This is a genomic window from Shewanella sp. 8A (assembly GCF_023475945.1).
Taxonomy (GTDB): Bacteria; Pseudomonadota; Gammaproteobacteria; order Enterobacterales; family Shewanellaceae; genus Shewanella; species Shewanella xiamenensis.
The window spans coordinates 41,951-56,545 of the sequence record NZ_JAMDJP010000015.1 but is presented as its reverse complement, the minus strand read 5'-3'; the positions used below and the strand labels follow the sequence as shown (position 1 = coordinate 56,545).

Here is a 14,595-nt window from a genome sequence, read left to right as displayed (position 1 = left end):
ATGGCATGGCTAAAAGCGTTTCGCCATCAGGATGTTAGATTTGAAAAACAATAAAAGGCGGAATCGCTCCGCCTTTCTCTTTTAGGGATTAATGGATCACCGCAGGATCATCACTCTCTTCATGGCTCGGCTCTGGGCCAAACTCGGAGTAACACAAAATCGCAGCAATACGCACAAATTCCAGCAATTCAATATAGGCGGTTTCCGACTCTTCATCGTCGGTCACATCGAATTCCACTTGAGCGATATCGGCCAGATCTTTAATCACTTCACGCACTTCGGCGGAGGCTTTATTGAGCTTAGGCTGGATAATCGCAATGCCCGTTAAAAAGCTTTGCGTCCAAAGCGATAGCGCCTCAACTCGGTGACTGAGGGATTCTTCCTCTTCGGGAAGCAATGGCATAAAACCAAAATCAAAGTCACTCAAACGGGCAACCGAGTCTTGGAACAACTCACACACCAATTGATGTAAAGGTGCGGGCAAAGGCTGACCATCGTTCATCAGGTCAAATAACGGTTTAATCCACAAATCACCGGTTTGATCTACACCACCGCAGATTAAACCCACAAGAGCACCGTGAACTTCCACGGGATGCTGACCAATTTCAGCCGCATCTAGGGCTATTTTTAAGCTGTCGATACGTAACGAAGGAGGGGTCGCCATATCAGATTCCAATCAGAATTTTCCAGCAGCAATGCTAGCAGAGTTAAAGACTTGAACCAACTCTGATCCGGCATTCTTAGGGTTGAAGATAAAAATTCCGGCAACTGCTCACACAAGCAGCAAACAAAACGGCGAATGTGCAATCCATCAGCGGCTTACCTTGCACTTTTAATATCAGCCCTATATAGTCCGCCCTATCGATGCCAACGAAAGGATCATCTTCGAATGAGTAACAGTGCAGTTGAAATCACCCTGCTGGGGCGCACCTACTCTATCGCCTGTCCGAAAGGTCAGGAAGATGCCCTACGTATTGTGGCTCAAGGGGTTGAGCAGCAACTCACCACCCTAAAAAATCGCACTAATAGCTTAAGCCGCGAAGAAATTGCCATTATGGCGGCGCTGAATATTGGCCACGAGTTGTACCAAGAAAAGCAAAAGAATAAGCATTATATGAAACAAATGGATGACCGCATCAGCCTGTTGCAGTCAACCTTGGAAAACGCCTTAGTTGAGCGTTCAACCAAATAGTTTTAGACTGTGCACTCGGTGCCAAGCACCATCTATCTGAGAAGAGTTGCACAGTGAATGGCTAACTGGCCTATACTTTTTTAAGCCAAACGATTAGCGATTCAATACCGTTTTTGCTCCCTGGGATGCAGGCCAACTGGTAATGTCCCTGTGCCGATAATTTTGATCTCAGGGTGAATGCTTTACTGACATTGAGCATGCTCGGCTCGTACCGAGAAGCCTTAGGAGGTAATCATTTACCCGCCTTGAACCTACGGTTCAAGGGCTACACCGGTAGCGGCATTCTGGGGAGCATCTTATTTATGTCTATCACTTCACCTGTCTCGAACTCTTCGGCCTCAACAGTCAAGGGGCCACATGGCACTCAGCCTGAAATTGACGCCAAGTCGCTAAGCCCAAATCTAAGCCCAACTCTCAGCCGCGCCGAGTTACGCAAACAAATCCGTTTAGCCCGCCGCTCGCTTTCGACAGAGGTGCAAACCGAGGCAAGCCTTGCCGCATGTCAGCGAATGCTCGAAAAGCTCAGCGCGCTGAAGGCCCAGCATGTCGCGCTTTACCTCACCCACGATGGCGAACTGGCAACAGCTCCGCTTATCGAAGCGCTTTGGCAACAGGGGATTCAAACCTATCTGCCACGGCTGCACCCCTTTAATGCTGGGCAATTATTGTTTTTGCATTACCACGCCGACTCGCCAATGCAGCCGAATCAATTTAGCATTTTAGAGCCACGGCTAGATGTGCGTAACGTTATGCCGATTGAGCGACTCGATGTGGTGATCACCCCGCTGGTTGCCTTTGATATCAAAGGCAATCGCATGGGCATGGGCGGCGGCTATTACGACAGAACGCTCGCCAATTGGCACAGCAGAGGTAAACCTCTGCCGATGGGGTATGCCCATGATTGCCAACAAGTACCGAGCCTGCCATGCGAACATTGGGATGTGCCCTTGCCGACGATCATCACTCCAAGTCGAGTATGGGAGTTTTGAATAAAGAAGGTGCTAGATAACTAGATTCTAGGACCTAGCACCTAGGACCTAGGACCTAAAATCTAGATTCTTTTTTACCTTAAATGCCGCCCACCATCGACATTGTGGCTGCGCCCAGTGACATAACGGCTCGCCAATAGATAATCCACTAAGGCAATAATCTCCTGATTTCCAGCTTCTTTTGGCAAGATGGCCTTGGCTAAGGTCTTTTGTCGATAGGCTTCATCATCGCTTGGATTAAAAAGGATCATCGCCGGCGCAATCGCATTGACTTTGACTTCAGGTGCCAATTGCGCCGCAAAGGATAAGGTTAAATTATCTAGCGCCGCTTTACTGGCCGCATAAGCCATGTGCTTGGCACTGCCCTTTTCGGCCACATAGTCAGTGAAATGGATAATATCGCTGGCGCCAATCTCGCCCTCGGCTCCCGCTCGCAGCTGTGAGGCTAAGGCCAAATTCATTTGATAGGGTACGCTCACATGCACCTGCATCATGCGCTGCATCACTTCATGGGCAGCAAGGCTTGGGCTGTTGTCTGGCAACCAGTCAGAGGCGTTATGGATAATGGCGCGGATTTTGGGGTATTGGCTCAATTGCTCAATCAGGGTTTGGAGCTGCGCATTATCGTAAAAGTCGCATTGGATTAAGGTCGCGCCTAAAGACTGCAACTCATCGATGCTGGGATAATGGCTGCGGTAAGTGCCAATCACCTTGTGCCCTTGGGTGAGCAAGTGTTTCGCGAGGGCGTAACCAATACGTTTACCCACGCCAGTGATAATAATGGGAGCTGTCATATCCATCCTGTTATTTGCCAAGCACTGATTAAAAGCAAACGCATTTGGCAGATTGTTAATCGCACAATCACGTAATCACATAATCATGTCACTCATCGCAATAGCTTAATGCCTCTAGCCAAGAGTGTATAACAATTAAAACCGTAAACATGTCGATCTAAATGCCTGGCAACTGCGTATACTCAGGGACACACAGTAAGAGGTAGACCTAATGGAACTGCGGATTTTTTTCGATGGCAATTGCCCATTATGTAGCGCCGAAATGCGTCAACTCAAAGCGCGCGATCCCCACGACAGAATTGAACTGGTGGATCTTAATGCTGACAATTTCAGCTCAAGATTCAGCTATATCGATAAAGACTACGCCAATACCATTCTCCATGGCGAAACCGCCTCCGGCCAAGTGCTGCTCGGGCTGGATGTCACCTGCAAAGCATGGGCGCTAACAGGCACTCGCCCTTGGGTACAAGCGCTACGCTTACCGCTTATCAAACCTATCGCGGATTGGTGCTACCTGAGATTCGCCAAGCACAGATACCGTATTTCCTATCTACTGACGGGTAAAGCCCGCTGTGACAGCCAATGCCAACTGCCTAAATAGCGAGACTCAAGATTAAGAACCCCTGTTTAGAGAACAAAGTTTAAAGCATAAAAAAACGGAGCCATTCGGCTCCGTTTTCTCATAATTCAGAAGAATTACTTAACGAAATCAACGCCTAGTTTGATATCGCCTTTCAGCGTATCTAACATAGAATCACGGGCGTTAGCTTCGAATGCGCTCACTTCACCGTAAGGCAGTACTTTTTCGATACCGTTTTTGCCTAACAATACTGGTTGAGCGAAGAATTCAGCGTGTTCGCTGCCGCCGTCAACGTAAGCACATTCAACGATGTTAGCTTCGCCTTGCAGACCACGAACCAGAGACATACCGAAACGGCATGCCGCTTGACCCATAGACAGGGTCGCGCTGCCGCCACCGGCTTTAGCTTCAACCACTTCAGTACCCGCGTTTTGGATACGTTTAGTTAAAGAAGCCACTTCTTCATCAGAGAAAGTCACGCCTTCAACTTGAGACAGTAATGGCAGAATAGTCACGCCACTGTGGCCGCCGATCACGTTGATTTTAACGTCAGCAACGTTTAAGCCTTTTAATTCAGCGATGAAAGTCTCAGAACGGATAACGTCCAGAGTGGTCACGCCGAATAAACGGTTCTTATCGTAAACACCTGCTTTTTTCAGCACTTCAGCAGCAATAGCAACTGTAGTGTTTACTGGGTTAGTGATAATACCCACGAGCGCTTTAGGGCAAGTAACAGCCACTTTCTCGATCAGGTTGCGAACGATACCTGCGTTGATATTGAACAGATCTGAACGATCCATACCAGGCTTACGTGCAACACCAGCAGAGATAAGCACAACGTCAGCACCCACGAGGGCAGGCGTTGGATCTTCACCAGCAAAACCTTTGATTTCAACCGCAGTTGGGATATGGCTCAAGTCAACCGCAACACCCGGAGTTACCGGTGCGATATCGTATAGAGACAGTTGAGAACCCGCAGGTAATTGAGTTTTTAACAGTAGGGCAAGAGCCTGGCCGATACCACCAGCAGCACCAAGTACAGCAACTTTCATAGTTATCTCCGTTATTTCTCGGATATTGTGACATGGATCTAATTTGCGTTGGCGTCACATTACTGGAATGTCACGCTAATTTCAATTATCCCTTAGTCGTTGATTCAAAGATTTACTAAAACAGCGCGTTGCAATGTTGAATATTTACTCTAGTTCAACAAATACATTTATAAATGAATTAGCATAAAGTGAGCTAATTGCATTTTTATTCAGTCATTGTGGTTATTTGTTGACAGTTTAACCAAAACTATTCAGAATAAGCCTGTTTTTTTGAATAAAGAATAAGACTATGCAAACGACCAAGAATCAGGATGACCTTGTTAGAATTTTTAAGGCGATTTTAAAAGAGGAGCGCTTTGGCTCCCAGAGTGAAATCGTCACCGCCTTGCAAGCAGAAGGCTTTACTAATATAAACCAATCTAAAGTGTCTCGTATGCTCAGCAAGTTCGGTGCCGTGCGCACTCGCAACGCTAAGCAGGAGATGGTTTATTGCTTACCTGCCGAATTAGGCGTGCCCACTGCGGGCAGCCCGTTAAAGAATTTAGTACTCGATGTTGACCATAACCAAGCGATGATTGTTGTCCGCACTAGCCCAGGCGCCGCACAATTAATTGCTCGTTTGTTAGACTCCATCGGTAAACCTGAAGGGATTTTGGGAACCATTGCGGGTGACGATACGATCTTTATTTGTCCATCTAGCATTCAAGATATCGCCGATACCTTGGAAACCATCAAATCTTTATTCAACTACGCAGAATAAAAAAACAGGTCAGCTTGCTGACCTGTTCTATTTCCACTGTACGCTTTTCAGTCCAGGATTAGCCTAATTTCAGGGCTTGTGTCCCGCTTACGTTACAGTATTTAGCCGAAACTCCTCAGCCTTAGTAAGCCACACTGATCCTTTGATTGGGATGCGCCGCTTTTTCTGCTTCATCGAGCATGGCTTTGGCGTAATCACTCACCGAAATCCGGCTACGGCCATTTGCATCGGTAAAGAAGCTATCGCCACCTAAACGGTAAGAGCCTTCGCTTGCACCAGGGTAGATCTCTGCCGCTGGGCTGACAAAAGTCCAGTTAACAGTGGTGTTGGCGGCGCGAAATGCCTTTAATGCTTCACCTTGAGCCAGAGCTTCATCCTTATAAGCGGGCGGGAAATCTGGGCTTGAAACCAAGGTTACTCCCGGTGCCACTTCTAGACTACCAGCCCCACCGACCCACAATAAACGTGGCACTTTAGCCTGTGGCAATACGGCTAATAGATTATTAACTGTTTTCGCCACTAAGCCGTGATTCTGCTCGGCGCGGCCGCCCACTGAAGCAATTAACACATCCACGCCTGCAAAGGTTTCAGCGGTTAATGGCTGAGTCAGGTCAACACTACGCACTTCTGCCGCCGTTTCACCAAGCTTGCTTGGGTCACGCACTAAGGCAACGACGTCATGACCACGGCTTAAGGCTTCATTTAAAATGGTTCCGCCAATCCAACCTGATGCACCTAATACTGCAATTTTCATTTGATAAGTCTCACTGCTGATTTAAATTGAGACCAGTTTACTTGCGATACTTAGCGTGATAAATATCGATAAATGAGCAGGATTGTTTCAAACTGAGATACTAATGGGTGTAATTATATATGGATAAAATCGCCGCCATGCGTAGCTTTATCGAAGTGGCCAACTGTGGCAGCTTTACTAAGGCCGCAGAACACCTCGATCTCAGTCGTTTACAGGTTTCTCGCCATATTCAAGAAATTGAGCAGTGGCTCAGTTTACGCCTGCTACACCGCACCACCCGCAGCGTTAGCCTGACCTTACAGGGTGAAGAAGCCCTGCAATATTGTCAGCGGGTGCTGAGCGAAGTCGCCGCAATGGAAAGCCGCGCCCATAGTCATAACACTGAATTAGTCGGCAGTATTCGTATTGCCACACCCGTCGGACTTGGGCAGCACAGTCTGTTTGATGTGGTCGATCGCTTTATAAAATTGCATCCTAAGGTCAATATTCAGCTGTTAATGTCGGACAGTTTTGCCCAGTTGGTGGATGAGCGGGTGGACGTAGCACTGCGCTATACCGAGCAGCCAGATGAGAATCTAATCGCCCGTAAACTGATGAGCATTGATGCCGTTTTATGTGCTGCGCCCAGTTACTTGGCTCAAGCCGAGCCGTTAACCCTCCCTAACGATCTGCTCAGCCATAATTGCCTTATCCATAGTTCGCAGCAACATTGGCAGCTACTCAAGGAGCAACAGAGTGAGCTGATTAAACCTATGGGGAATCTGATGGCCAATGAAATGGGAGTGCTGGTCAGCGCCGCGTTGCGCGGGCATGGGATTGCCTACTTGCCCTGTGACTTAGCTAATCAATATCTGGCCAGCGGTCAACTGCAAGAAGTGCTCCCCGAATACACGGCGCCAGGCCAAACCCTCTGGGCCGTGTACTTATCTCGCAGCTACCAACAAGCGCTAGTGCGCGCCTTTATCGATTTTACCGCTCAGCAATGGCAGCTCGATATCAATAAGTGGACAGCGGCGAGCTAAGCCCACAAACAAAAACGCACTGAGGTTTTAAGGCTCAGTGCGTTTAGTCGCGATTTGCTAAGGGTTAATTATCGAATTGCATCAAAAAATCTAAGCTTGGGGCGAAGAAAGAAGAACCCGTCAATGCGCTGGTGAAGTGCATCAAGTGATCGTGATTACCCGCACCATCGCCAAACACCATGCTATGGAGCATCTTCTCGAAGTGATCCGGTGTGCGGCAGGTTGAAATAAACATCAAACCTTGTTCTTTGAGCGAGCCGTAAGGCATGCTCTGGCGCAAAATCTCGATGGACTTGCCGTTTTCATCCTTGAGGTTTACCCGCTTGATATGGCTGGTTAATGGCTTATCTTCCGACTCGTATTCGATGTTGTCTTGCTTGGTACGACCGATAATATCTTCTTGCTTTTTAAGCGGTAATCTATGCCACTTACTCAAGTTGTGGGCGTACTTTTGTACGTGAATATAGCTGCCGCCCTTAAATTCAGGGTCTTCATCCCCAACCAAGGCGACCTCTTGGCGATGACGCCCTTTCGGGTTTTCGGTGCCATCCACAAAGCCCGTTAAGTCGCGACTATCCATAAATCTAAAGCCGCGCTCTTCTTCCACTAGCTCGACTAAGTCTTCGAACATTTGGCTGATTTCGTTGGCGACTAAATGCAAAATGTCGTAACGATCGCAACGAAGATGCACAAACAGATCGTATTCGATAGCAGGCGCCTCGCGGTTACCCGCCTGCATCGCCGGGAAAGGCTTAAGCATTTCTGGGCGAGCATCGGGATAGAGACTGTCCCAATAGTTGGCGCCTATGGCCACAAAACCATTGAATGCACTGTCGGAATACTGATCCGTCAACTCATAAATATACTGCGCAACGTTGGCAATACAGGGACGCAATTGCGATTCAACGTTATCGTTGTCGCTCGCATTAAACATCAAATAGACGCTATGTAAGTTTCCCTCTGCACACACACCTAACTGTTCACGCGGCATATTTTGAATATCCATCTGGTTATCACCCTGTTGTCGATTCATTTTCGGCAATATTATCCGCAACTTTACCTGAAAATGACATTAAGTAACGCACAGTTTGTCCGTCTTTGTGATGTAAAGGCCTTTTGAGGCTGAAATATAAAAATTGACGAGGCTATTACGCCTCGTCAATGTTGACTATTCTGCATTCGCTTCAGTAGAGCAAAACGAGTGATGCGTTAATATCCTGCGGCATAACCATCCTTTCGGCTTTCTGATGCACCGCGGTAAACGCCAGTTTCAGCATTAAAGCCAATGGCTTGATAGCCACCGAAATCACCGAGAACATCGCGAAGCACATGGCCTTTCTTCATCAGCTCACGGCGAGTTTCAACGGGGAAGCCTGATTCAAGGCTCACATAGCCACCGTCATTCATTATCTCCCCCGTAGGCTCAGTCGAACCTGAGTGTAAAATTCTGGGGGCATCACCCGCTTCTTGCAAGTTCATTTTAAAATCAATCAGATTGATAATAATCTGCGCATGCATTTGCGGCTGTGTTGCGCCGCCCATCACCCCAAAACTGAGCCAAGGTTTACCGTCTTTGGTCACAAAGGCGGGAATAATGGTATGGAAGGGCCGCTTACCCGGCGCATAGGTGTTAAATCGACCTTCGGTGAGATCGAACATCTGCCCGCGATCTTGCAGCACAAAGCCGAGATCCGGCGGCGTCATACCTGAGCCCATGCCGCGGTAGTTACTCTGGATCAGCGACACCATGTTGCCGTCTTTATCCGCGGTAGTGAGGTACACAGTATCCCCATGTTGCAGCGCAGGATTGCCCGCATCGACACTCTTAGCCGCCTTGTTTAAATCAATTAACTTGGCGCGATCGTAATTATATTGCTGCGAGATCAACTCTTTTACAGGCACTTTGTTAAAGGCCATATCGGCATAGAATTTCGCGCGATCGGCAAAGGCGAGTTTTTTGGCCTCTACAAATAAGTGCACATATTCGGGACTATTAAAGCCCATGGCGGCGACATCGAAGGGTTCCATAGTTTTTAAGATCTGTAGCGCGGCAATCCCCTGACCATTTGGCGGTAGCTCCCACACATCGTAACCACGGTAATTGACCGATACGGGTTCAATCCAGTCACTGGTATGGCTGGCTAAGTCTTCATAACTTAAATAGCCCCCTTGAGCCTTGATGTACTTATCAATACTTTTGGCAATGTCCCCCTTGTAAAAGGCATCGCGGCCGCCTTTAGCAATTTTCTCATAGGTGTTTGCCAGTGCAGGATTTTTGAAGATTTCGCCCACCGCAGGCATCTTGCCATTGGGCATATAGGTTTCTTTAAAACCGGGGAATTGAGCGAGCTTTTTACCGCTGCCCTCAAGGTAATAGGCAATCAACTCGGAGACAGGGAAACCTTCGCGGGCATAACGAATCGCTGGGGCTAAATTATCGGCCATTGGTAACTTGCCGAACTTATCGTGCAGTTCGAACCATCCATCCACCGCACCAGGAACGGATACGGGTAGCGGCCCCAAAGGAGGCAAGTAATCTAATCCGAGGGATTTTAGCTTCTCTAGCGTTAAGGATTTGGGGCTGCGACCAGAGGCATTAAGGCCATAGAGCTTTTTATCTTTAGCACTCCAGACGATGGCAAATAAATCACCACCAACACCCGAGCCAGTCGGCTCGACTAAGCCCAGCATGGCATTCGCTGCAATGGCTGCATCCACAGCGCTGCCGCCCTGTTTTAATACATCAATCGCGACCTGTGTCGCCAGCGGTTGACTGGTCGCCGCCATTCCGTGGGTGGCATACACTTCTGAGCGCGTCGCAAAGGCTTTACCCGTGATCCTATCCATGGCTAACACTCCCGATGACGACATTGCTGTCGCCACTGTGACTAAGGTACAAATTGATTTTATTGTTTTTATCATAATTCCTCCCACTCTGGAGGAATTAAGGTAACAAGGAAGGCTGAAAATATCAGCAATCTAGGTGTTTTTTACCCAAGTTAAACGTAAGCAAAAATGTCATGCTTTCTGCTGAGACACTGGCATATCGAGTTCGGCCTAGGCATTAAGACTCAAATAGCACTAGGGAATGTGGCTCAGTATTTAAGCCCACTCGCTGACCAACATTGAACTGCATAATTTGGCTACGCACTTCAACATAATGGGCGTGGGATGCCGCCTCGACTTTTACCCAATAATGGCAAAATGCGCCGAGGAAGCGCCGCTCGGTAATTGTCCCTACGCCCGCATCATCGGCACTGAGCGCCAATTGCTGTGGCCGCAAAAACACTTGGCCATTAAATGCATTAGACTTTGACAAGGGCGTGAGGCTTCGCAGCTCACCAATAGGAGTGACAACACGGTGGCCATCAACGACCTCGGCGGGTAAATAGTTGCCACTTCCCAGAAAATCAGCCACATAGCGGCTATTTGGTGCGGCATATAAGTCTTCCGCTCGGCCATGTTGTACTATCACACCTTGATTAAAAATGGCCAAGGTATCGGCAAACACAAAGGCCTCATCTTTGCTATGGGTAACAAAAACCGCACTAACATTACGCTGCTTTAGAATGCTGCGGATCTCCGCCATCATGCTGTGGCGCACCTGTGCATCGATATTCGAAAAAGGCTCGTCGAGTAACAGTAATTGCGGCTCATAGGCTAATGCGCGGGCAATCGACACCCGCTGCTGCTGACCACCTGACAACTCATGGGGATAACGCTTGGCTAAGCCTTCAAGTTTTACTAGGGCGAGCATGTCATCTAACCGCGCCTTGCGCTGCGCTGGCGTTAATTTTGCCACACCAAAGAGAATATTCTCGGCGACGGTCAAATGGGGGAACAAAGCATAGTCTTGGAAAATCATCCCTATGCCCCGTTGCTCACTCGGCACAAATTGCCCTGCGCCGCTGACCGTCTTGCCATTGATTTGGATCTCACCTTGGCTAATCGCCTGCAATCCTGCCACCGCCCTCAGCAAGGTGGTTTTGCCGCAGCCACTTGGGCCGAGCAGCGCAAGGATTTCCCCTTGTGCCAGGGTTAAATCTAAGCCTTTGAGTACCTGTTGGCCCTGATAATCGCTATGAACTTGATGAAGATTGAGCGTACTGGTCATCGGCTATCTTGCTCCAAAGAACGGTTTAAATAAATCAGCGGGACTAAACCCACGAGCACAATCACAATGGCTGGCAAGGCGCCATATTCAAGCTTTTCGTCTGAGACAAACTGGAATACATAGGTCGCAAGATTCTCAAACCCTATGGGACGCAGCAACAATGCCGCCGGTAATTCTTTCATGCTTTCGATAAACACCAGCAGCGCCCCGGCAAATAACCCCTTAGTGAGCAGCGGCAGATGCACTCTTTGGAGCAAACGTCGAGGGCTTTGCCCAAGAGTTAGACTGACCATATCCAGTGAGGGCGAGATGCGTTTATAGCTAGTCTCAACACTGCCAATCGCAATGGCCACAAAGCGCACACAAAAAGCAAAAACCAGCGCAACCGTACTGCCAGTGAGCAGCAGCCCAGGGCCTGCCATGCCCAACCAATCGGCGACGTCGTTAATCGCAAAGTCCAGCAGGGTTAATGGCACCAATACACCAATGGCAAGTACCGTACCGGGTAAAGCATAGCCAGTTGAAGCCAAGCGCGATGGCAGCGCATCGCTCAATCTTGGGCTCACACGGCGAATAAACATCAATATCAATGCAATCGCGCAGCACACTAGGCTAGTAATGAGCGCGAGGCTCAAGCTATTCACGCTCAATTGCCAGAAAATCGAATCCCAGCTCTGCTCAAAATAACCGATAGCGTAGGAGAGTAAAATGCCGCTTGGCAGCACAAAGGCCAGCAGTAACAAGGTGATGCAATAACCGAGGGCAAACAGGGTTTGCATTGGTGAGAGCCGATATAAATCGCTCACTTGAATGCGGGACTGTTTTTGGAATAACTGCTGCTTACGGCGGGCAAAACGCTCAACGCCAATCAAGCTAAACACCACCAGCAGGATAATGGCCGACAGCTTTGCCGCGGCGGTTAAATTGCCATAGCCCAACCAAGTGTCATATACGGCTGTCGTTAAGGTTGGCACGGCAAAATAGTTAACCGTTGCAAAATCCGCTGCGGTTTCCATCGCCACTAATGCCACACCCACGGCCAAGGAGGGCCTTGCCATTGGCAAAGATAAACGCCAAAAACTCTGCCACGGCGAGCAGCCCATGATCCTTGATGCATGCGCCAAGCTTAAGGATTGCTCCATAAACGCGGTACGCGCTAACAGATAAATATAGGGAAATAACACCAGCGATAACACACACGCTGCACCACCTAAGGTGCGAATATCAGGGAAAAAGTAATCCTGCGGAGAGCTCCAACCAAAGAGCGCGCGCAAACTCCTTTGTACTGGGCCGGCGTAATCAAATAAATCCGTATACACGTAGGCAACAATGTAGGCTGGCATGGCTAAGGGCAATAACAAAGCCCATTGCAAATACCGTCTACCGACAAATTCACAGCGCGCCATTAACCAAGCGCAGGGCAACGCTAGCAAGAGTGAGCCAGTACTCACCCACAGGATCAACCATAAGCTATTAGTGATGTATGTCGGTAATACAGTAGAAAGTAGATGACCAAAAACGGCCTCATCGGGCTGAGCCGCTTGAAGAAGTAACGCAACGAGGGGTAACACCAGTAGCACAGCTATGGCATAACCAGTAAGCGACCAGCTTCTGGCTAATCCTAAAATCATGTGGCTCCTTTAAACAAGTGCGCCAATTAATGGCGCACTTATCGATTTAACTGCCTAACTAGAGGTCAAACTGAACTTCATCTAACAATTTCACTGCTGCTTGGTGATATTCCGCCAGCTTGAAAATCGGCAACTTATCAGATTTAAACTCGCCCCAAGAGGCCACTAAGGTTGAAGGTGCAACATCGGCTTTTACTGGATATTCCATATTCACTTCGGCATAGGCTTTTTGCGCCACATCGCCAGAGAGGAATTCCATCAACTTGATAGCATTGTCTTTATTCGGCGCGTAGCGAGTGAGTACCATACCTGAAACGTTGACATGGGCACCGCGGTCAGCCTGATTAGGGAAATTAATCACCACGGCTTCAGCCCAGCTCTTTTGCTCCGGATCTTGCAGCATATTGCCATAGTAGTAGCTGTTACCAATCGCGATATCACATAAGCCTTCTTTTACCGCTTGAACCTGTCCGCGATCGTTACCTTGAGGCTTGCGGGCTAAGTTAGTTTTCACGCCCTGTAGCCACGTTTTCGTGTCCGCCTCACCGTGATGAGCAATCATCGAAGCCACCAAGGCGATGTTGTAAGGATGCTTACCGCTGCGAGTACAAATCTTACCTTTGTATTTAGGATCGGCGAGATCCTCATAGCGAATCGCTTGTGGGCCTAAGCGATCTTTTGCCGTATAGAGGTTTCGAACACGCATCGTCAAGGCATACCATTGCCCATCCGGATCACGGTATTGCGCTGGAATATTGCTATTGAGCTGCTCACTTTTCACGGGAGAAGTCAGATCTTTTTCGACTAATTCGACCAAACGAGAAAAATCTGAAGTTAACACTAGATCGGCGGGCGATAAGCGACCTTCACGGGCGATACGTTCGGCAATCCCGTCTTTGGCAAACACCACATTCACGCCAATGCCTGTTTCTTCAGTAAAGCGCTTCAAGATGGGCTCAATCAAAAACGCTTGACGATAGGAATAAACCGTTAATTTTTCATCCGCATGTGCAGACTGTGCAACCGATATTAACCCAATTAAAGCGGCACAAGTTACCCATTTCATTCGCGATTTCTCCTCAAAATGATGACGTCAAACGTGAGTCGTTCTTAGACTAAAAATGATAATAGTTATCAGTTTCGCAAGAGTAATTGATCGACTTGAGGAGAGCAATAGTTAGTATAACTTTTTGTTTTTAATGAAATTAAGATATAAAAAGGCGAATTATCTCAAACCAAACTAAACTGAATCTTAATTTTTAAAAATAGTTGGGAGGTATTATGTTTAGCATGCTACTACTCTTCATTACCATTCTTGGACTAGCGATATTTATGACCTACCAAAATAGTCAAAAGCAGCACAAGTCGTTTGCCAAAACCACGAGTTTGGCAAAACGAGCAAAGCACGGAACGACGATATTGAATGCCTTCCACTGCGTGAGTATTGAAAACGAAGCTAATTGCTGCAAACAGGTCGATGCAATTAAAGGAAAACGCTTCCTGTCAAAAGAAGCGCCTGAAATTCCAATGAAAGGCTGCACCCAAAGCCAATGTCAGTGCCACTATAAACACTATGACGATAGGCGCCAAGCTGGTAACGATCGCCGAGTTGACTACGGCATAACTAAAGATCTCTTCGGCGCATTTGGTGAACATAATCGCCGAGATAAGCCTAAAGGCCGGCGCTTAACCGACCATTGACAATAT

15 protein-coding genes and 1 other RNA gene are annotated in these 14,595 nt (G+C 48.1%); 7 read left to right on the top strand and 9 right to left on the bottom strand.

Translation table 11 applies throughout. The annotated features are described in order from the left end of the window. Positions 1-88: 88 nt before the first annotated feature. Positions 89-664, bottom strand: a complete 576-nt coding sequence (locus M0413_RS13110) for a UPF0149 family protein (RefSeq protein WP_249554514.1) — start codon at positions 662-664, stop codon at positions 89-91. A gap of 225 nt (positions 665-889) precedes the next feature. On the opposite strand from M0413_RS13110, the gene M0413_RS13105 reads away from it, so the two are divergent. The 3 genes from M0413_RS13105 to M0413_RS13095 all read left to right on the top strand — a co-directional run bounded on the left by M0413_RS13105 (position 890) and on the right by M0413_RS13095 (position 2,181). Next, the gene (locus tag M0413_RS13105) at positions 890-1,192 is read left to right on the top strand and encodes a cell division protein ZapA (RefSeq protein WP_037414335.1); all 303 of its coding nucleotides are present in this window, start codon (positions 890-892) and stop codon (positions 1,190-1,192) included. 114 nt (positions 1,193-1,306) lie between these two features. Continuing rightward, a non-coding RNA gene (ssrS, locus tag M0413_RS13100) (6S RNA) lies at positions 1,307-1,487 on the top strand. A 7-nt stretch (positions 1,488-1,494) separates the two neighbouring features. Further along, entirely contained in the window at positions 1,495-2,181 is a 687-nt protein-coding gene (locus M0413_RS13095) for a 5-formyltetrahydrofolate cyclo-ligase (RefSeq protein ID WP_249554513.1), read from the top strand. Between the two features lie 74 nt (positions 2,182-2,255). Here the strand turns inward: M0413_RS13095 and folM are convergent, their stop codons facing one another. Next, a complete protein-coding gene (folM, locus tag M0413_RS13090; protein ID WP_249554512.1) occupies positions 2,256-2,975 on the bottom strand; it encodes a dihydromonapterin reductase in 720 nt (239 codons plus the stop codon). Between the two features lie 211 nt (positions 2,976-3,186). On the opposite strand from folM, the gene M0413_RS13085 reads away from it, so the two are divergent. After that, positions 3,187-3,576 carry a thiol-disulfide oxidoreductase DCC family protein gene (locus tag M0413_RS13085; protein ID WP_218677881.1) on the top strand — a complete coding sequence of 130 codons (390 nt, stop codon included), beginning with the start codon at positions 3,187-3,189 and terminating at the stop codon, positions 3,574-3,576. A 95-nt stretch (positions 3,577-3,671) separates the two neighbouring features. On the opposite strand, the gene mdh is transcribed toward M0413_RS13085, so the two are convergent. Further along, positions 3,672-4,607: a malate dehydrogenase gene (mdh, locus tag M0413_RS13080; protein ID WP_037414331.1), complete on the bottom strand. Its 936-nt coding sequence runs from the start codon at positions 4,605-4,607 to the stop codon at positions 3,672-3,674. A gap of 289 nt (positions 4,608-4,896) precedes the next feature. Here mdh and argR point away from each other — a divergent pair, with 289 nt between their 5' ends. Then, positions 4,897-5,367, top strand: a complete 471-nt coding sequence (gene argR, locus M0413_RS13075; protein WP_011071072.1) for a transcriptional regulator ArgR — start codon at positions 4,897-4,899, stop codon at positions 5,365-5,367. A 121-nt stretch (positions 5,368-5,488) separates the two neighbouring features. Here the strand turns inward: argR and M0413_RS13070 are convergent, their stop codons facing one another. Beyond that, positions 5,489-6,121 carry an NAD(P)-dependent oxidoreductase gene (locus M0413_RS13070; RefSeq protein ID WP_037428474.1) on the bottom strand — a complete coding sequence of 211 codons (633 nt, stop codon included), beginning with the start codon at positions 6,119-6,121 and terminating at the stop codon, positions 5,489-5,491. A gap of 119 nt (positions 6,122-6,240) precedes the next feature. Between M0413_RS13070 and M0413_RS13065 the strand changes: the two genes are divergently transcribed. After that, positions 6,241-7,143: a LysR family transcriptional regulator gene (locus M0413_RS13065; RefSeq protein ID WP_088210150.1), complete on the top strand. Its 903-nt coding sequence runs from the start codon at positions 6,241-6,243 to the stop codon at positions 7,141-7,143. A 64-nt stretch (positions 7,144-7,207) separates the two neighbouring features. On the opposite strand, the gene M0413_RS13060 is transcribed toward M0413_RS13065, so the two are convergent. From M0413_RS13060 to M0413_RS13040, 5 genes are all read right to left on the bottom strand, one after another. Then, a complete protein-coding gene (locus M0413_RS13060) occupies positions 7,208-8,149 on the bottom strand; it encodes a Dyp-type peroxidase (protein ID WP_037414323.1) in 942 nt (313 codons plus the stop codon). Positions 8,150-8,352: 203 nt separating this feature from the next. Beyond that, entirely contained in the window at positions 8,353-10,065 is a 1,713-nt protein-coding gene (gene ggt / locus M0413_RS13055) for a gamma-glutamyltransferase (protein ID WP_037428480.1), read from the bottom strand. 142 nt (positions 10,066-10,207) lie between these two features. Then, entirely contained in the window at positions 10,208-11,257 is a 1,050-nt protein-coding gene (locus tag M0413_RS13050) for an ABC transporter ATP-binding protein (RefSeq protein WP_037428482.1), read from the bottom strand. Next, positions 11,254-12,888, bottom strand: coding sequence for an ABC transporter permease (locus tag M0413_RS13045; protein ID WP_249554510.1), 1,635 nt, complete (start codon positions 12,886-12,888; stop codon positions 11,254-11,256). Before M0413_RS13045 ends, M0413_RS13050 begins: the two co-directional genes overlap by 4 nt. A gap of 58 nt (positions 12,889-12,946) precedes the next feature. Then, the gene (locus tag M0413_RS13040; protein ID WP_249554509.1) at positions 12,947-13,954 is read right to left on the bottom strand and encodes a Fe(3+) ABC transporter substrate-binding protein; all 1,008 of its coding nucleotides are present in this window, start codon (positions 13,952-13,954) and stop codon (positions 12,947-12,949) included. Between the two features lie 215 nt (positions 13,955-14,169). Between M0413_RS13040 and M0413_RS13035 the strand changes: the two genes are divergently transcribed. Further along, positions 14,170-14,589: a hypothetical protein gene (locus M0413_RS13035; RefSeq protein WP_249558829.1), complete on the top strand. Its 420-nt coding sequence runs from the start codon at positions 14,170-14,172 to the stop codon at positions 14,587-14,589. Positions 14,590-14,595: the final 6 nt, after the last annotated feature.